The sequence below is a fragment of the Burkholderia sp. USMB20 genome (assembly GCF_000949135.2).
Classification (GTDB): domain Bacteria; phylum Pseudomonadota; class Gammaproteobacteria; order Burkholderiales; family Burkholderiaceae; genus Burkholderia.
Genome location: NZ_JTAN02000021.1, coordinates 491,512 through 510,025, shown reverse-complemented (window position 1 = coordinate 510,025; position 18,514 = coordinate 491,512). Strand labels below are relative to the sequence as shown.

The 18,514-nt window shown below is 68.0% G+C and carries 16 protein-coding genes; 10 read left to right on the top strand and 6 right to left on the bottom strand.

Annotated elements, in window-relative coordinates:
- Positions 1 to 90: 90 nt before the first annotated feature.
- Positions 91 to 831: an HNH endonuclease gene (locus tag PL79_RS37085; protein WP_321810838.1), complete on the top strand. Its 741-nt coding sequence runs from the start codon at positions 91 to 93 to the stop codon at positions 829 to 831.
- 34 nt (positions 832 to 865) lie between these two features.
- Here PL79_RS37085 and shiA read toward each other — a convergent pair whose 3' ends face one another.
- Entirely contained in the window at positions 866 to 2,170 is a 1,305-nt protein-coding gene (gene shiA / locus PL79_RS32570; RefSeq protein WP_044843108.1) for a shikimate transporter, read from the bottom strand.
- A gap of 357 nt (positions 2,171 to 2,527) precedes the next feature.
- On the opposite strand from shiA, the gene PL79_RS32560 reads away from it, so the two are divergent.
- Entirely contained in the window at positions 2,528 to 3,655 is a 1,128-nt protein-coding gene (locus PL79_RS32560) for a 4-hydroxyphenylpyruvate dioxygenase family protein (protein WP_044843109.1), read from the top strand.
- A gap of 70 nt (positions 3,656 to 3,725) precedes the next feature.
- On the opposite strand, the gene PL79_RS32555 is transcribed toward PL79_RS32560, so the two are convergent.
- The 5 genes from PL79_RS32555 to PL79_RS32535 all read right to left on the bottom strand — a co-directional run bounded on the left by PL79_RS32555 (position 3,726) and on the right by PL79_RS32535 (position 9,080).
- Complete coding sequence (locus PL79_RS32555; protein ID WP_044843110.1) at positions 3,726 to 4,961, bottom strand: NADH:flavin oxidoreductase; 1,236 nt, start codon at positions 4,959 to 4,961, stop codon at positions 3,726 to 3,728.
- A gap of 120 nt (positions 4,962 to 5,081) precedes the next feature.
- Positions 5,082 to 6,416 carry a type II toxin-antitoxin system HipA family toxin gene (locus tag PL79_RS32550; protein ID WP_044843111.1) on the bottom strand — a complete coding sequence of 445 codons (1,335 nt, stop codon included), beginning with the start codon at positions 6,414 to 6,416 and terminating at the stop codon, positions 5,082 to 5,084.
- Positions 6,417 to 6,418: 2 nt separating this feature from the next.
- The gene (locus PL79_RS32545) at positions 6,419 to 6,841 is read right to left on the bottom strand and encodes a helix-turn-helix domain-containing protein (RefSeq protein ID WP_044843112.1); all 423 of its coding nucleotides are present in this window, start codon (positions 6,839 to 6,841) and stop codon (positions 6,419 to 6,421) included.
- Positions 6,842 to 7,020: 179 nt separating this feature from the next.
- Entirely contained in the window at positions 7,021 to 8,145 is a 1,125-nt protein-coding gene (ribBA, locus tag PL79_RS32540) for a bifunctional 3,4-dihydroxy-2-butanone-4-phosphate synthase/GTP cyclohydrolase II (protein ID WP_044843113.1), read from the bottom strand.
- The gene (locus PL79_RS32535; protein WP_044843114.1) at positions 8,142 to 9,080 is read right to left on the bottom strand and encodes an alpha/beta hydrolase; all 939 of its coding nucleotides are present in this window, start codon (positions 9,078 to 9,080) and stop codon (positions 8,142 to 8,144) included. Before PL79_RS32535 ends, ribBA begins: the two co-directional genes overlap by 4 nt.
- A 281-nt stretch (positions 9,081 to 9,361) precedes the next feature.
- On the opposite strand from PL79_RS32535, the gene PL79_RS32530 reads away from it, so the two are divergent.
- From PL79_RS32530 to PL79_RS32495, 8 genes are all read left to right on the top strand, one after another.
- Complete coding sequence (locus PL79_RS32530) at positions 9,362 to 10,552, top strand: helix-turn-helix transcriptional regulator (protein WP_044843154.1); 1,191 nt, start codon at positions 9,362 to 9,364, stop codon at positions 10,550 to 10,552.
- Positions 10,553 to 10,888: 336 nt separating this feature from the next.
- Complete coding sequence (locus PL79_RS32525; protein ID WP_044843115.1) at positions 10,889 to 11,899, top strand: DNA-binding protein; 1,011 nt, start codon at positions 10,889 to 10,891, stop codon at positions 11,897 to 11,899.
- A 123-nt stretch (positions 11,900 to 12,022) separates the two neighbouring features.
- Entirely contained in the window at positions 12,023 to 12,643 is a 621-nt protein-coding gene (locus PL79_RS32520) for a TetR/AcrR family transcriptional regulator (protein WP_044843116.1), read from the top strand.
- Positions 12,644 to 12,848: 205 nt separating this feature from the next.
- Entirely contained in the window at positions 12,849 to 13,892 is a 1,044-nt protein-coding gene (locus PL79_RS32515) for an NADP-dependent oxidoreductase (protein ID WP_044843117.1), read from the top strand.
- A 94-nt stretch (positions 13,893 to 13,986) separates the two neighbouring features.
- Complete coding sequence (locus tag PL79_RS32510; RefSeq protein ID WP_044843118.1) at positions 13,987 to 14,286, top strand: putative quinol monooxygenase; 300 nt, start codon at positions 13,987 to 13,989, stop codon at positions 14,284 to 14,286.
- Positions 14,287 to 14,429: 143 nt separating this feature from the next.
- Positions 14,430 to 14,885, top strand: a complete 456-nt coding sequence (locus PL79_RS32505) for a (2Fe-2S)-binding protein (protein ID WP_044843119.1) — start codon at positions 14,430 to 14,432, stop codon at positions 14,883 to 14,885.
- 1 nt (position 14,886) lies between these two features.
- Entirely contained in the window at positions 14,887 to 17,106 is a 2,220-nt protein-coding gene (locus PL79_RS32500; RefSeq protein ID WP_044843120.1) for a xanthine dehydrogenase family protein molybdopterin-binding subunit, read from the top strand.
- Positions 17,107 to 17,122: 16 nt separating this feature from the next.
- On the top strand, positions 17,123 to 18,451 hold the full coding sequence (locus PL79_RS32495) for a cytochrome c (protein WP_044843121.1): 1,329 nt from the start codon (positions 17,123 to 17,125) through the stop codon (positions 18,449 to 18,451).
- Positions 18,452 to 18,514: the final 63 nt, after the last annotated feature.

Genomic DNA, 18,514 nt, shown 5'->3' with positions numbered 1-18,514 from the left:
GATCGCAGTGTAAGGACAAAAAGGGGGGCAGCCGCGAATGCCCGGATTGGGACGGATCCTTATCTCGTAAAATCGAGGCCGGATTTTCGAATGATTCCATCCATGTCGACATCATCCCCTCAATCCCCATTTGCTGAAGAGGCTCCGGAGAATGCTGACGGGCGGCCTTGGACGCGCGATGAACTTCGAGCGTCGGTAGAGGAATATCTCAAAATGCTCGAGAGTGAGCGCGGGAGGCAGCCATACGTCAAGAAGGCGGTCTACGACGGGTTGGCTGGTCGATTCAATCGCACCGCGAAGGCGTTCGAGTACCGGATGCAGAACATTTCGTATGTGCTGGCGTTGATGGGCCGAGAGTGGCTGTCCGGACTCAAACCCGCTAAAAACGTCGGGGCGAACGGCGTGCTGATCGAGCAGTTCATCAACGAATGGGAGAAGCGGTCGGCTGCCCCGACCGTGAAATTCGAACTCGACGTGCGCGACGCGCTGAAAAAAACGCCGCTCGCGCCGCCGCCGGGCAATCCGAACCCCGGGACGACTAGCTCGACCGTGACTCAAATCCGCCGCGATCCGTTGGTGAAGGCCTGGGTGCTGACGCAAGCGAACGGGACCTGCGAATGCTGTGGCGAACCGGCCCCGTTCAAGGGGGCGGACGGATTGCCTTACTTGGAAGTACACCACGTCCGCAAGCTGGCGGAACGGGGCCCCGACCTCGTGTCGAACACGGTGGCTGTTTGTCCGAATTGCCACCGTGCATTGCATTTTGGTGAGAACGCCCGGCTCCTCGTCGAGCGCCTTTACGAACGATTGCCGCGCCTCGTTCGCCCGTGACCGGCGTCGCTCACCGGTCATGGGCGCGTCCTCACTACGCCGACCGCATCCGCGCGGCGACCACCAGCGAGATCAGGCAACCCACTGCGAGATAGCCGGCGACCAGGTGCCACGAACCGCCGGCCAGGCTGACCAGCGCCACCGCGATGAACGGCGTGAACCCGCCGCCGACGACGCTCGCGAACTGATAACCGACGCCCGCGCCGCTGTAGCGGTATTCCGCACCGAACAACTCGGTGAAGAGCGGCTGCTGGACGCTCACGATCATGTCGTGCGCGGCATTGGCCAGTAGGATCGAGAAGACCACGATCCACGCGATCGAGCGCGATTCCAGCGCGACGAAGAACGGCACCGCCGACGCGAGGCCGATCAGCGCGCCGATCAGGTAGATGCGGCGCAGGCCGAAGCGGTCCGCCAGCCATGCGAAGCACGGGATCGTCAAGCAGCTGACCGCGCCGACCAGCAGGCCGATGTTCAGGAACAGGTCGCGCGACATGCCGAGGTTCGACGTCGAATAGCTGAGCGCGAACGCGGTGACGATATACATCGTGAACAGTTCGGCGAGCCGCAGCGCGACGATCAGCAGGAACGCCTTCGGATGGCGCGTCAGCGCCTCCAGCACCGGCAGGCGCAGCTTGCGATTGCCGTGCTCGACCTTTTCGACGAATTCCTGCGACTCGTCCATGCTCTTGCGGACCCACAGCCCGATCAGCACCAGCACGATGCTGAACACGAACGGCAGGCGCCAGCCCCACGACTTGAACGCGGCCTCGCCGAGCGTATGGCTCAGGATCGACACGATCCCCGTGGCCAGCACGAGCCCGACGCCATAGCCGACCTGCACGCCGCTGCTGTAGAACGCCTTTTTCTGCTTCGGTGCGCTCTCGACGGCCATCAGCGCCGCGCCGCCCCATTCGCCACCGACCGCGAAGCCCTGGATCGCACGCATCAGCACCAGCAGCACGGGCGCCCACCAGCCGATCGTCGCGAAGCTCGGCAGCAGGCCGATCGCGACGGTCGACAGCCCCATCAGCATCACGGTCAGTACGAGCATCCGCTTGCGGCCGAGCCGGTCGCCGTAATGGCCGAACACGACGCCGCCGAGCGGCCGGAACAGGAAGCCGACGCCGAAGGTCGCGAACGCCGCGAGCGTGCCCATGGTCGGGCTGACCTTCGGAAAGAATTCGGAATTGAAGACGAGTGCGGCGACGATCCCGTACAGCAGGAAGTCGTACCAGTCGACGACGGCACCGACGAAGCTGCCGATCGCGGCCTTGCGGGCCTGGCTGCGCGCGCGGGCGCCGGCGGCGGCGTCGAGGGTGTCGAAGGTTGGGGTCATGGCGAAGTCTCCTGGCATGGCGCATCGTGGAATCGTGGCGGCGCCGCGTCCGATGCTGCATTGAAGTCGATGGGTGGACGGAGAATAGGGCGCGCGCCGCGCGACGGCAATTGGCCGATCGGACAAGTTGCGCGATTATCGCTCTTTTATGTGCGATTATCGAACGAATCCCGGGTTTGCACTAGGCGAGGCATTCGTATCCCGTTCGGCCAGGGTGTGCCGGCGTGAACGATCTGGTTAAAATCGGGACCATCAAAACCTTGCCCGAATCGGGCGGACACCCGGCCACCCCATCGGCCGGGCATGCCGCACGCGCCGGGCGTCATCCCCATCGACCGCATACCCCCGGAGACTGTAATGCCCGGCAATTCCCACCCCCTGTCCAGCGATACGCCGCCCGTTGCCGATCCGGCCGCCAATCCGCTCGGGATGGCCGGACTCGAATTCGTCGAGTTCGCGGCGCCGGTGCCGGACGCGCTCGCGCAACGCTTCGAGCAGCTCGGATTCAAGGCGATCGCGCGCCATGTCAGCAAGAACGTCACGCTGTACCGGCAAGGGCAGATGCAGTTCCTGATCAACGCCGAGCCCGATTCGTTCGCTGCGCGCTATGCAGAGGAATACGGGATGGGCGTGTGCGCGATCGGGCTGCGCGTGGCCAGCGCGCGGCGCGCGTTCGAGCGTGCGATCGAGCTCGGCGCGTGGGCGTTCGAGGGCGAGCGGATCGGGGTCGGCGAGCTGAAGATTCCGGCGATCCAGGGGATCGGCGATTCGCACCTTTATTTCGTCGACCGCTGGCGCGGGCGGGACGGCCAGCGCGGCGGCGTCGGCGACATCTCGATCTTCGACATCGATTTCCGTCCGATCGACATCGCGACCGCGCATACCGATCTCGATTGCGCGGGCACGGGCCTGCAGCAGGTCGACCATTTCACGCAGACGGTCGGCGCGGGGCGCATGCGCGAGTGGCTCGACTTCTATCACGACCTGCTGCACTTCCGCGAAATCCATGAAATCGACGCGCACTGGCATGTGTCGGAAGAGTCGCGCGTGATGGTGTCGCCGTGCGGCGCGGTGCGGATTCCGGTCTACGAGGAAGGCACGCGCCGCACCGAGCTGATGCACGCGTATTTGCCGGACCATCCGGGCGAAGGCGTCCAGCACGTTGCGCTGGCGACCGACGACATCCTGGCGAGCGTCGATGCGCTGCGCGCGAACGGCGTCGAATTCATCGAACCGCCGGCGCGCTATTACGACGAAGTCGATGCGCGGCTGCCGGGGCACGGCGTCGATCTCGACGCGCTGCGCCGCCGCGCGGTGCTGGTCGACGGCGAAATCGGCAGCGACGGCGTGCCGCGCCTGTTCTTCCAGACCTTCGTCAAGCGCCGGCCCGGCGAGATCTTCTTCGAGATCGTGCAGCGGCAGGGGCACCACGGATTCGGGGAAGGGAACCTCGCGGCGCTGGCCCGCGCCCGCGACGCCGGGTGAGCGACAGAGGGCGTGGTCGCGTAGTGGCCACGGCCGCGAGTGCGACTGCGGAATCAGCGACCGCGTAACGTCACACGCCCGCGGCCGGCACACGGTTCGGCGCCGGATCGTTCGGCGCCTTGAGCGCGCATGCGGTACCGCCCGGCGTGTACATCGACACGACGCAGCGATTGCATGACGTGCAGCCCGATTGCGCGATGCGGCCGTCGCGCAGTTCGTTCACGAAACCCGGCTCGAACACGAGCGCGCGGGCGAGCGCCACCGCGTCGAATCCTTCGCGCATCGCCAGCGCGACGTTCTCGCGCGAGCGCACGCCGCCGAGATAGGCGAGCGGCATCCGGACGGCCGCTCGCACCTGCCGCGAATGCTCGAGGAAATACATCTCCCGAAACGCGCCCATCTTCGGCTCGGTGAGCTTCTGCAGCGCCATCGCGGTGCGCACGATCGCGTTGTCGGCGTTCGCGCGCGCCTCGCCGGGCAGCGGGCTGCCGAACAGCTGCCACACCGACTCGACGTTCATCCCGCCGCTCAGCACCAGCAAGTGCGCGCCCTCGGCCTCGAGCCGCCGTGCGATCTCGGATGCGTCGTCGGGCGTTCCGCCGCCACGCACGCCTTCGGTCACGCCGATCTTGCAGACCACGGCGAGATCGCGGCCGACCGCATCGAGCACGCGGCGCAGCACCTCGACGGGGAACGTCGCGCGACGCGCCGCATCGCCGCCGTATGCGTCGCGGCGGCGGTTGTACAGCGGCGACAGGAACTGGCTCAGCAGATAACCGTGACCCATATGGATCTCGACCGCGTCGAAGCCCGCGTCGCGCGCGTGGCGCGCCGCGCGTGCGAATTCGTCGGCGATGACGGTCATCTGGTCGCGCGTCATCGCCTGCTTCAGGAAGCGGCCGCTCATCACGCCGACCTTGTTGAACCCGCCCGACGCACTCAACGGACGTTTCGTCGACAGCGAAGGCAGGAACGTGAAGCAGCCGCCGTGGGTGATCTGCGCGGACGCCGCCGCGCCGTGGCGATGCACCGCGTCGGTCAGCGCGCGGAATTGCCGGACCGCGGGCGCATCGAGTCGCGCCTGGTCGACGAACGTGCGGCCGTCGTCGCTGACCGCGCAGTACGCGACCGTCGTCAGCGCGGCGCCGCCCGCGGCGATGCGTTCATGAAACCCGACGAGCGCACGCGACGGCACGCCGTTCGGCGTCATCCCTTCGTTGGTCGCGGATTTGATCAGGCGGTTGCGCAGCGTCAGCGGGCCGATCTGCAGCGGGCTGAACGCAGTATCGAGGGCGGCAGGTTCCATGTCGGGCGTGCGTCGGAATGGGGATGGCGACCATTGTGCGGAGCCGACGCCGGATCGCATCGTCCACGTGGATGATCCGCCGCCCACCGCCCACCGCCCACCGCCCACCGCCCGCACCGCCTAGTCGGCCGCGCCCAGCTTGCGCGCCTGGCGGCGCATCCCGTCGAAGATCGCATCGGCCACGTCTGACGGGAAATCCGCCGGAATGCGCGACGCGACGCCGGCGATTACCGGTTCGGTGCGTGCCGCCACATCGGCCATGGCCGCGCGTACGACGTCTTCGGTCAGACCGACACGCGCGCCTTGCGCGATCCAGTGACGCGGCTGGATGTCGCCGATCACGTAATGGCGATTCTTCCCGCACACGGCCATCGCGAGCCGGGCGCGCCGCGGCGGCAGCTGGTTGCGGCGCGTGCCGATGATCGGATGCGCGGACAGCACGTCGTACAGCGGCGTGCTGCGATACGTGTTGCCGGGCAGGTGCGCGATGCTGAAATTCTTCGCGTGGCCGTCGATGGCCGCGAGCACCCAGAACACGAGCTGCGTGACGAAGAAGTTCGTCCGGTCCCGCGCGGCCTCGGCGGAATTCGCGAGGATGCCCATGATCGTCGCGATGCCGGGGCCGCCGTCGGATTCGTATTTGGCGCCCGACGGCGTGCCGGTCGCCTGGCACATGTCCTCCTGCGGCAGCCGCAGGATCCAGGTGCCGTCGCGGGACGGACGGCGGTCGAAACGCTCGACGATCAGCGCCTTCTGGTCGTCGAACCGGCCGATGTCGCACGCGGCGACCGGCAGGCCGTACGCGGCGACGATCTTCGAACACAGCCATTCGTTCTCGACCGACGTGCGCATGTCGGCCTGCATGTTCCCGACGCGCCCCAGCGGCAGCTTGAAGATATGTGTGGTCGGCGTGCTGCCCGCCGGCAGCAGCCAGCGATTGCCGTCGCGCAATAACGCGGTTTTTTCCTGCGCGCCGGCGATCGACAGGCGCAGCTCGCCGTCCGGCTCCGCGTGGCCGGGCAGCGGCGCGGCGGTCGCGTGGCGCAGCACGTCGGCCACGGCCGCATCGTCGAGCGCGGTGCCGTCGATCGATTCGAGGTCGACCGGTGCTTCGTCCGGAGGCAACAACTGCAGCGCCCCGACGCAATCGCGGCCGATCGACGCGAGCAGTTCGAACGGCGCCGTCGACCCGAGCCGGTAGCGCTGCGCGATGCGGCGGCGGATCGGCTGGCTGTCCGGGAGCAGGTTGTCGAAGTAGTCGGCGACGATCGCGCCCTGGTGCGGCTGGTTGCCCGGCGTGAACGGCAGCGACAGCGACAGCGGACGGCCTTGCGGATCGTCGACCCACGCCGGCAGGTAGACGAGGCGCTCGACGCCGCGCCGGACTTCCCAGTAGCCGACCGGGATGCCGTTCATCCACAGGTCGAGGCGGTCGTGGCGGGGGCGGCGGGCCATCGTCACCAGTCCTCCCGTGTGGTGCCCCGAGGCTTGCCGGGCGTGGCGGCGGCAGCCCGTTTCCGCGTGGCGGCGGATGGGGCCTTCGCAGCGGCCGGCGGGCGAGCCGGCAGCTCGGACGAACCGGGCGAACCGGGCGAGCGACCGCGCGCGGCCGGCGTGCGCTTGGGCGCCGGCGCGGTGCCAGCGGGCGCCGCTGCGCCGTCCGGCGTGCCCGGCTCGAGCGCCAGGCGAACGCCGAGCACGTTCAGCACCTTGAAAAGACGTTCGATACTGACCGCGGATGGATTGGCTTCGAGCTGCGCGTACGACTGTTGCGTCACGCCGAGGCGGGCAGCGAGCTGCGCCTGCGTGAACCCCGCCGACTTCCGGAAGCCGACGAGGATCGGGCGCAACTGGCTCAAGGTCTGGACAGGGAATGCCATGGGCTCTCCGCGCAATGACAGGCGATCGTTTGTAATCGAAAAATACAGTCTATGGTATGTATCGTCAAAATACAAACCCGAGATTGTATTTCATAAAAACAAACGATAGCCTGTCAAGCGGAAACCCGTGGGGGCGGTGCCAGGACGCGGCACGCGCCCGTCAGTCCGTCAGCCCGGCATCACGCCGCCCGCAGCGGGCTCGCATCGGCGGAGCGCGCGCTTTCCGGATCGTCGTCGCCGAGCGGGATGAACGCCATGATTTCCAGGTCGTGCCCCGACAGCGCCGGCAGCCGGAACGGACTCGACAGCACATTCAGCCGCCGCACGCCGAGCTCACGCAGGATCTGCGAGCCGATTCCCGTCACGCGGCCGTCGCGGCGTGCGTGGCCGGCCGGCGTTCGCATCGCGTCGCCGCGCATGTCGCAGTCGAGCAGCACCGCGACGCCGCAACCGGCCGCGTCGATCCGTTGCAGCGCCGCGTGCAGCGGCCACGAATGCGCGGACGGTTCCGCGTCGAGCAGGTCGAGCAGCGAATGGCATTCATGCACGCGCGTCAGCACGGGTGTCGACGGATCGGGCTCGCCGCGCACCAGCGCAAGATGCGGCGCACCGTGCACGGTGTCGCGATACTCGATCGCGCGGAACCGGCCCCACGGCGTATGCAGCGGCCGTTCGCCGACACGCTCGACGAGCGATTCGTGCTCGCGGCGGTAATGGATCAGGTCCGCGATCGTGCCGATCTTCAGCCCGTGATGCGCGGCAAACGTCTGCAGCTCGGGCAGCCGCGCCATCGTGCCGTCGTCGTTCATCACCTCGCAGATCACCGACGCGGGCGTGAGCCCGGCGAGCGCCGCGAGATCGCAGCCGGCCTCCGTGTGTCCCGCGCGCACCAGCACGCCGCCCGGGCGCGCGGCGATCGGAAACACGTGGCCGGGCTGCACGAGATCGTCGGGAAGCGCGCCCGCGCGCACCGCCGCGCGGATCGTCCGCGCGCGATCGGCTGCCGAAATGCCGGTCGTCACGCCTTCGGCCGCCTCGATGCTGACGGTGAACGCGGTACCGAACGGCGTGCCGTTGCGATCGGCCATCGGCGGCAGACGCAGTTGCTCGCAGCGCTCGGCGGTCAGCGTCAGGCAGATCAGCCCGCGCCCGAAGCGCGCCATGAAGTTGATCGCGTCGGGCGTCACGTGATCGGCCGCGATCACGAGGTCGCCTTCGTTTTCGCGGTCCTCCTCGTCGACGAGCAGGACCATCCGTCCCGCACGCAGCTCGTCGACGATTTCCGGCGTACTGGCGAGCGTCATTGCGCCTCCGTCGCGTCGAAGGCGCGGCGCAGCGCGTCGGCGCCGAAGGTCAGCACGCGATCGGCCGCGTCGACCGCGCCGAGCATGCTCGCGAAGCCGTGCAGCTGGCCCGGCCAGCGCACGAGCGAGACCGGCGTGCCGGCCTGCGCGAGACGCAGTGCGTACGCTTCGGCCTCGTCGCGCAACGGATCGAATTCCGCGCTGACGATGGTGGCCGGCGCCGCGCCCGACAGGTCCGCCACGGCGAGCGGGCTCGCGAGCGGCGATGCGCGGTCGGCGCCGTCGTCGAAATACTGGCGCTTGAACCAGCGCATCGCGTCCGCCGTCAGGAAATAGCCTTCGCCGAGCGATTCGTACGACGGATGCTCGGTCGCGCAATCGACGACCGGATACAGCAGCAACTGGTGCGCGATCGCGATGCCCGAGCCGCGCAACTGCAGCGCGGCGACCGCGGCCAGGTTGCCGCCCGCGCTGTCGCCGGCCACGGCGATCGCCCCGGCGCGCGCGCCGAGATCGCGCGCACCGGCGGCGGCCCAGCGCACCGCGTCGCAAGCGTCCTGCGCGGCTGCCGGGAAGCGCGCTTCGGGCGCGAGCCGGTAATCGACCGACAGCACGAGCGTGCGCGCCCGCCTGGCAAGACTGCGGCACAGGTTCGCGTGCGAATCGATCCCGCACGCGACGAAGCCGCCACCGTGGAAAAACATCGTCAGCGGCAACGGCCCGTCGGCATCGGGCCGATACAGTCGTGCGGATAACTGACGACCCGGCGCCGGGATCTGCCAGTCCTCTTCGGCGGCAATCGCGTCGCCGGGCGCGAACGCGCTGCCTCCGGCGAGGCTCGCACGGTACGCGGGCACGGTCAGTCGATCGAAATCGATCGCGGGCACTTGGGCGAGCGCGGCGAGCAGCGCCTGCGCCTGAGGGTCGAGCGGCATTGGAACTCCTGTCTGAATCGGATGCGGTCTGAATCAGGTAAACCCGCATCGCGGTTTTCCCTGAGCCCGCGCCGGATGCTTGCCGGCACGGCCTGACGGGCATTCCAGCGCAGCGGGCAGGGCGCCACATCATCCGATTGGACGATGGTTCGCGCGTCCGGATGGCCAAAGCTCACCATTCAGTGAATGTCCCGATGACGCCGGAATTAAGACACGTCTTAATCATGGCGGCGCGGATGAATCGCACCGAACACAAGTTGCATGGAGGATGGAGCGTGCTGATGGAGACGAGATGGGCCCCGCAAGAGAGCCAGTCAACGAGCGAGGAGGCCGACATCGGCGTCGCTGATTTCAGCGAGCTGATGGCGCGCATCTACCAGGGGCCGATGGAAACGCCGCCGTGGGCCGGCGCGCTCGAGATGGTTCGCCGGCTGCTGCAGGCCAGCTACGTGACGCTGATCCTGCGCGCGGCCGCGAGCGACCGTCGCGCGCCGCTGTCCGTGCATGCATCGGAGTTCGGCCCGGTCGTGCCGGGGGACGGCGAGGCGTCGTACAACAACTACTACTATTCGCTCGACCCGTTCGTCGGCCTGCCGGCCGATCGCGTGGTCACGGTCGACGACGTGTTCGGCGATACGGGCTGGCTGTCGAGCGAACTGTACAAGCAGTTCCTGAAGCCGCAGGACGTGCGCTACATCCTCGGCGCGGACCTGCGCACGCCGTCGGGCGTCGAGTGCCGGTTCCGCGTGTGCCGCAATCATGCGTCGAAGCAGTTCTCCGCGCGCGACAAGGCGATCTGCGCGCTGCTGCTGCCGCACCTGAAGCGGGCGGTCGAACTGCATTCGCGGCTCGACACGGCCGAGGTCGAGCGGTCGATCTATGCCAACGCGATCAACCGGATGCAGATCGGCACGATCACGCTCGACGAGAACGGCACGATCATCGACATGAACGGCGTCGCCGACGAGATCCTGAAGCAGAACAACGGTCTGACGATTGCGCGCGGCACGATCGAGGCGACCGATGCGCAGGAGAATCGCACGCTCAAGCGGCTGATCCGCCACGCGGTGATGGGGCACCACGGCACGGCCGCGGCGATCGTCGAGGCGATGCCGATCACGCGCGGCTTCGACAAGCCGCGCCTCGGGCTGCTGGTGCGCACCGTGCTGCTGTCCGACTGGTCGGAGGACAACAAGCGCCGGCCGGCCGTCACGCTGTTCCTGCGCGACCCCGACCGCAAGCCGCAGGGCGCGCAGGAAATCATCCGCAAGCTGTTCGACCTGACACCCGCCGAGACGTCGCTCGCGCTGCTGCTGACGAACGGGCTGACGCTCGAGGAGGCGGCGGAGGAATCGGGGATCAGCAAGAACACGGCGCGCACGCACCTGCGCGCGATCTTCTCGAAGACGGGCGTGACGCGCCAGGCGACGCTCGTGCGGATCCTGCTCGGGAGCGTGGTGCCGCTGGGTTGATTGGGGCGGCACGTCGTGCCGTAAGCCGCCGCGTCGATATTGAGCGGATTCGTCTGCCGACATGTCGACTGCGGTCGACGTCTGTGTGTCGACGATCACGGCATCGTCAACAAGAGGCTCGCGCGATGCGGGCCTCTTTCGTTTCTGCCATCCGCAGCGATGAAAGGACGCAATACGCCTATAGCAACAGCGAGGCGGGGAGCCATGTTCAGAAATGACAACGCTCGCCCATAAAAACTCAACATTATAGAAATAATGTCAAATAACAGGGGCGCGACAATTGGATATTTAACGGTTTACGTTATATTATTAACGAAACCACCGACTCAAACCGTCATGTCCGACCTCGTTGCCGACGAATCCCGCCTGATCGCCGAAATCGACCGCCTGAGGGCCGATTTCCCGAAGACCCGCGAGCTCTATCGCGAGGTCTGCGCGTTGATGTTCTTCCGTTTCGGCGTCACGCCCACCGCGAACCGCCTTTACCAGCTCGTGCGCAAGGGCAGCATGAGCACGCCGACGGCGGTGCTCGGCGAGTTCTGGGCCGAGTTGCGGGAAAAGAGCCGGGTGCGCATCGAGCATCCGGATTTGCCGGCCGATCTGCAGGCGGCAGCGGGCGAGCTCGTCGCCGCGTTGTGGCGCCGCTCGAGTACCGATGCCGCCGCAGCGCTCGATGCACTGCGCGCCGAAGTCGAAGCCGAGCGGGCCGCGGCGAAAGCGGAGGTCGCGGCATTGCAAGCCGACCTGTCCCGCACCGAAACCGCGCTGGAGCACCGCACGAGCGCGTTGCTGGCGGCCCAGGTGCGCATCCAGGAACTCGAGCAGGCGAGGGCGGCCGACGAAGCATCGCGCCGCGCGCTGCAAGCGGAAATCGAGCGGCTGAAGTCCGACAACGCGGACGCCGATCGCGCGCTGGCGCAGGCGCGCGCCGATTTCACGTCGCAACTCGACCGGCTGCGCGACGACGCGGGCCGGGCCGAGGAACGCTTGCGTGCAGCGGAGAGGCGAGCGCTTCAGGAGATCGACCGCGAACGGCTCGCGGCCGCACGCGTTCAGAAGGAATTCGACGCGGCCACGGCTCGTGCCGAACAGCGCGATACGCAGCACCGCAAGGATCTCGCGGCACTGCAGGCGCAACTGGCCGACACGCAACACCGCTGCGGCATGCTCGAAGGCCAGCTCGACGGGGCCCGCGCGGCCAATGCCGCGTACGTCGGCGAACTCGACGCATTGCGCGCCGAGCGCGCGTCACGCCCCCCCGCGCGCCGGGCGCCGGGTCGACCGGCGGGCGGCACCCTGCGTGCGGCGAAACCGGTCGCGAGGAAGCGCGTCCCGAAACCCGCGTGACGTGGGCGCCACGGTGCGGCGACGACGTGTCCGCGACGCGGTGCGATTCGGGTAAAGTGCCGTTCAACTTGCCGGCTCGACGTTACTAGACGACCGGTCTAATCGTTGTTAAGATACGCCATCATGAATGCATCTTCAGGCGCGGAAGTCCGCCAGCACATCCTGAATATCGCGAAGCCGATCATGCTCCACAAGGGGTTTTCGGCGGTCGGTCTGAACGAGATTCTCGCCGCGGCGGGTATCCCGAAGGGCTCGTTCTACCATTACTTCGGCTCGAAGGAGGCGTTCGGCGAGGCGCTGCTCGAATCGTATTTCGAAGGCTATCTCGAGCACCTCGACAACCTGCTCAAGCACCCGGCCGGCACGGGCGCGCAGCGCCTGATGACGTACTGGGGCAACTGGCTGCGCACGCAGTGCGCGGACGATCCGGAAGGCAAGTGCCTCGCGGTGAAGCTCGGCGCGGAAGTGTCCGATTTGTCGGAGGCGATGCGCGCGGTCCTGCGGCGCGGCACCGGCCAGATCATCGAGCGGCTCGCGGGCGGGATCGAGGCCGGGTTGGCCGACGGTTCGCTGGGCGGCGTCGACGATCCGGCGCATACGGCCGCGATCCTTTACGAGCTGTGGCTGGGCGCGACGCTGCTGGAGAAGATTCACCGCGACCGCAAACCGCTCGAACGCGCGATGCTCGAAACACGGCGGATGCTGAACCTGCCGTCCTTCGAGCCGGACGGAGTGCAGTCGTAATGTGGGCGCGCGCAGGCGCGCCTTGTTTTTTGCGTGAGCGCTAGACGACTGGTCTACTTACGCTGAAGTCACATTGTTTTACCCGCGAGGCGGCGGCCCGGCCGCCGGCTGATTCGCCGGCAAGGCTGCAGCTTCGCGCATCACGGTTGTCCAACGTTGATCCGATCGTGCCCGTGCACGTCCCTTCCTGTTGACGGAGGTTCCCATGCCGCAAGGCAAGGCAGCAAACCGCAGAATCATCCTGAATACGCGCCCGGTCGGCGCGCCCACCCCGAACGACTTTCGTCTCGAAACCGGCGACGTACCGGTGCCCGGTGCCGGCCAGGTGCTGCTGCGCACGATCTGGCTGTCGCTCGACCCGTACATGCGCGGCCGGATGAGCGACGCGCCGTCATATGCGCCGCCGGTCGAGCTCGGCGACGTGATGGTCGGCGGCACGGTCAGCCGTGTCGTGGCGTCCAACCTGCCCGCGTATCGCGAAGGCGACCTGGTCGTCGCGCGCGGTGGCTGGCAGGACTATTCGCTGTCGGACGGCAGCGGTCTCATTCCGCTCGGCCGCGACTTCGCGCATCCGTCGCATGCACTCGGCGTGCTCGGCATGCCGGGGTTCACCGCGTACACCGGGCTGCTGAAGATCGGCGAGCCGAAGGCCGGCGAAACCGTGGTCGTCGCCGCCGCGAGCGGGGCGGTCGGTGCTGTGGTCGGCCAGATCGCGAAGCTGAAGGGCTGCCGCGTGATCGGCGTCGCGGGCGGCGCCGACAAGGTCGCGTACGTGAAGGGCACGCTTGGCTTCGACGATTGCGTCGACCACCGCGATCCGCAATTCGCCGCCCGGCTGAAGGAAGCCTGTCCGAAGGGCATCGACGTCTATTTCGAGAACGTCGGCGGCGCCGTGTTCGATGCGGTGTGGCCGCTGCTCAACGAGCATGCGCGCGTGCCGGTATGCGGGCTGATCGCCCATTACAACGACACCGCGTTGCCGGCCGGCCCCGATCGCCTGCCGCTGCTGATGGGGACGATCCTGCGCAAGCGCATCCGGATGCAGGGCTTCATCATTTTCGATCATTACGCGACGGGCTACGCGCAGTTCCTGACGGAGATGAGCGAGTGGCTCGCGCAGGGCAAGGTGAAGGCGCTCGAGGATGTCATCCCCGATCTCGCCGATGCGCCGAATGCGCTGATCGGCTTGCTCGCCGGCAAGAATTTCGGCAAGGTCGTCGTGCGCGTGGGTCCGGACGAACTGGCCTGACACCGGCGCAAGACGACACACGACGATTGCACGCTGGCGTCGCGAGACGCCGGCTTGTGGCATGCTCGATTCCGTTTCGAAAGGAGTGACAAAGATGGCGCTTCACGTGATTGCTTCCCTGTTCCTGAAACCCGAACACGCGCAGGCCGCCGAGGCCGAATTGCGCAGCATGGTCGCCAAGACGCGCGTCGAGCCGGGCAACCGGCGCTACGACCTGTTCCGCGAGCAGGACGGTTCGCCGAACCTGCACCTGTACGAGATCTACGACGACCAGGCCGCGTTCGACGCGCACCTCGCCAGCCCGCATTTCACGGAATTTCGCGTGAAGTCGGCCGACTGGTTCGCGGCGCCGCCCGTCATCAAGGTGCTGTCGGGCATCGACGTGGCCGAGTAACGACGCGGTACCCCCCGTCACGGCCCGTTCTCGCCCGGGACCGTGCGGCAGCCGTCACGCATGACGCAACGGCGACGACAACGACAACGCGGCGCTGCGCATCGTTCGCGCCGCTTCCCCAATACACCGCCCCCGGAGGCCGAATGGTCACCCTCAACATCAACGGCGAGAACCGCACGGTCGACGCCCCCGACGACATGCCCCTGCTGTGGGTCCTGCGCGACCTCGTCGGCCTGACCGGCACGAAATTCGGCTGCGGGATCGCACAATGCGGCGCGTGCACCGTGCATCTCGACGGCGTCGCCGCACGCGCGTGCGTGCTGCCGGTCGCGGCCGTCGCGGGCCGCAAGATCACGACGATCGAAGCCGTCGGCGCGACGCCGGCCGGGCAGAAGGTCCAGCAGGCATGGCGCGAGCTCGACGTCGTCCAGTGCGGCTATTGCCAGTCCGGGCAGGTGATGGCGGCCACCGCGCTGATCGCATCGAACCCGAACCCGAGCGACGCCGACATCGACGCGGCGATGGCCGGCAACATCTGCCGCTGTGGTACCTACAACCGGATTCGCGCGGCGGTCAAACACGCCGCGAAGGGGGCATGACATGTCGCGAGGACTGATCGAAGCAGGTCGGGCCGGCGCGGGCGTGTCGCGCCGTTCGTTTCTCAAGGCGGGCATGTCGCTCGGCGCGGCGGCGGGCGGCGGCCTGCTGCTCGGCTTCAGCATGCCGGCGGCGGGCGATGATGCACGGCGCTCGGTGATCGGCGGCGATGCGGACGAAAACGCGCGCGCCGGCGTATTCGCGCCGAATGCGTTCGTGCAGATCGACCGCGCCGGCAAGGTCACGCTGGTGATGCCGAAGGTCGAAATGGGCCAGGGCGTCTACACGGCGCTGCCGATGCTGATCGCCGAGGAACTCGAGGTGCCGCTGTCGAACGTCACGCTCGACCATGCGCCCCCGAACGAGAAGCTGTTCCTCGATCCGCTGCTCGGCGGCCAGCTGACCGGCGGCTCGACGTCGGTGCGCTACGCGTGGGAACCGCTGCGCCGCGCGGGCGCGACCGCGCGCACGCTGCTGGTTTCGGCGGCGGCGAAGCAATGGAACGTGGATCCGGCCACCTGCCGGGCGGCGAACGGCGAAGTGCAGCACACGCCGAGCGGCCGGCGCGCATCGTACGGCCAGCTCGCGGACGCCGCGTCGAAGCTGCCGGTGCCGAAGGACGTCGCACTGAAGCAGCCGGCCGATTTCAAGCTGATCGGCAAGCCGGTGAAGCGGCTCGATTCGCCGGAGAAGGTCGACGGCACCGCGCAGTTCGGGCTCGACGTGCGCGTGCCCGGCATGCTGTATGCGGTGATCGTGAACAGCCCGGTGTTCGGCGGCACGGTCGCGAGCGTCGACGACACGGCCGCGAAGAAGATCCCCGGCGTGCGCCAGGTGGTGCGCGCGGACAACGCGGTCGCGGTGGTCGGTGATCACACGTGGGCCGCGAAGCGCGGCGCGTCGGCGCTCGTCGTGAAGTGGAACGAAGGCGCGGGCGCGAAGGTGTCGACGAAGGACATCGTCGCCGATCTCGCGCAGGCCGCAGCGAATGGCAAGGGTGCGGTCGCGCGCAAGGACGGCGACGTCGGCCGCGCGTTCGCGAACGCGAAGACGCGCATCGATGCCGTCTACGAACAGCCGCTCCTTGCGCACGCAACGATGGAGCCGGTGAACTGCACGGTGCACGTGCGCGGCGACGGCTGCGAGATCTGGGTCGGCACGCAGGTGCCGACGCGGGCGGTCGACACCGTGCAGAAGCTCACGGGTCTCGCGCCCGACCGGATCGTCGTGCACAACCACCTGCTCGGCGGTGGTTTCGGCCGACGGCTCGAAACGGACATGATCGGCCAGGCCGTGAAGATCGCGAAGCAGGTCAACGCGCCGGTGAAGGTCGTGTGGACGCGCGAGGAAGACATCCAGCACGACATGTATCGCCCGTACTACTACGACCGGATCTCGGCCGGCCTCGACGCGAACGGCAAGCCGGTCGCATGGCAGCACCGGATCGTCGGTTCGTCGATCCTCGCGCGCTTCGCACCGCCGGCCTTCAAGGACGGCGTCGATCCCGACGCGGTCGAGGTTGCCAACGACCTGCCGTACGACCTGCCGAACCAGTTGATCGACTACGTGCGCCAGGAACCGCGCCACGTGCCGACCGCGTTCTGGCGCGGTGTCGGGCCGACCCGCAGCACGTTCGTCGTCGAGAGCTTCATCGACGAACTCGCGGCGCAGGCCAAGACCGATCCCGTCCAGTACCGCCGCGCGCTGCTCGACAAGACGCCGCGTGCGCGCAACGTGCTCGACGTCGCGACGAAGGCGGCCGGCTGGGGCACGCCGCTGCCGAAGGGGCAAGGGCGCGGCGTATCGGTGATGCACGCGTTCGGCAGCTTCTTCTCGATCGTCATCGACGTCGCGGTGGAAGGCGGCGAGGTGCAGGTCAAGCGTGCCGTGTGCGCGGTCGACTGCGGGATGGCCGTGAATCCGAGCACGATCGAGGCACAGGTGCAGGGCGGCATCATCTTCGGGATCACGGGCGCGCTGTATGGCGAGATCACGATCGAGGACGGCCGCGTCGTGCAGAGCAACTTCACCGACTACCGGGTGATGCGCATCAATGAGACGCCGCCGATCGAGGTTCATCTCGTCAAAAGCGCCGAGGCGCCGGGCGGAATCGGCGAGCCGGGCACCGCGGCGACCGCGGCTGCTGTGTCGAACGCGATCTTCGCGGCGACCGGCACGCGGCTGCGCAAGCTGCCGGTCGGCAACCAGCTGAAGACGGCTTGAGGGGAGGACACGAACCATGCGAAACCTCACCTCGAATCGTCCGAACCGCCTGAGTCGCGCCGCTCGCACGTTCGGCACGTCGTTGATCGCGCTGTCCGCACTGATGGCCGGCACGGCGGCGCACGCCGCGCAAGCGGCGGCCGCCGACAGCGCGCTGGTCGCACGCGGCGCGTATCTCGCGAAGGCCGGCGATTGCGTCGCGTGCCACACCGCGCCGCGCGGCACGCCGTTCGCCGGCGGCCTGAAGATGGTCACGCCGATGGGCGCGATCTACACGACCAACATCACGCCCGACCCGGACACGGGCATCGGCGGCTATACGGAAGCCGATTTTACGAACGCGTTGCGCAAGGGCGTCGCGAAGGACGGCCACAACCTGTATCCGGCGATGCCGTATCCGTCGTACGCGAAGCTGAAGGACGACGACGTGAAGGCGCTGTACGCGTACTTCATGCACGGCGTCGAGCCGGTGAAGCAGGCGAACCGGGCGTCCGACATCCCGTGGCCGCTCAACATGCGCTGGCCGCTCGCGTTGTGGAACATGGTGTTCCTCGATACGACGCCTTATGCCGACAAGCCGGCCAAGGACGCGATGTGGAACCGCGGCGCGTATCTCGTGCAGGGGCTCGGGCACTGCGGATCGTGCCATACGCCGCGCGGTGTCGGCTTCCAGGAGAAGGCGCTGGACGAGGGCGGTGCGGCGTTCCTGTCGGGCGCGCCGATCGACAACTGGTTCGCGTCGAACCTGACCGGCGAGCACAATACCGGGCTGGGCCGCTGGAGCGATGCGGATATCGCGCAATTCCTGAAGACCGGCGCGAACCGGCATGCGACCGCGTTCGGCTCGATGGTCAGCGTGATCAACCACAGCACGCAGGAACTGACCGACGACGATCTGGCGGCGATGTCCCGCTACCTGAAATCGCTGCCGGCAGCGGGCGGCACGGGCGCGCCGCCTTACCGTTATGAGCCGAAGGCGACGCAGGTCGTGTTGGGCCGGCCGGCGAACGATCCGGGCGCAAAGGTGTATAACGCTTACTGCCTGCATTGTCATGGCGCGGACGGCCGCGGCTACGCGCCGCTGCTCGCGCCGCTCGCCGGCAACCCGAACGTGCTCGAGGCCGATGCCGCGTCGCTGATCAACGTGACGTTGAACGGCAGCGAGTCGCTCGTGATCGGTGGCGTGCCGTCCGCGTACCCGATGCCGGCGTTCGCGAACCAGCTGAACGACCAGCAGATCGCCGACGTGCTGACGTTCATGCGCGCCGGCTGGAACAACGGCGCGCCGGCCGTGCAGGCGGCGGAGGTCGCGAAACTCCGCAAGGCGACGGCGGCCGCGCGCTGAGCGCGGAGCGCCGAAGCGCGGCCGACCGTGGCGGACGACGACGGGCATGCGTGCCGCACGCCG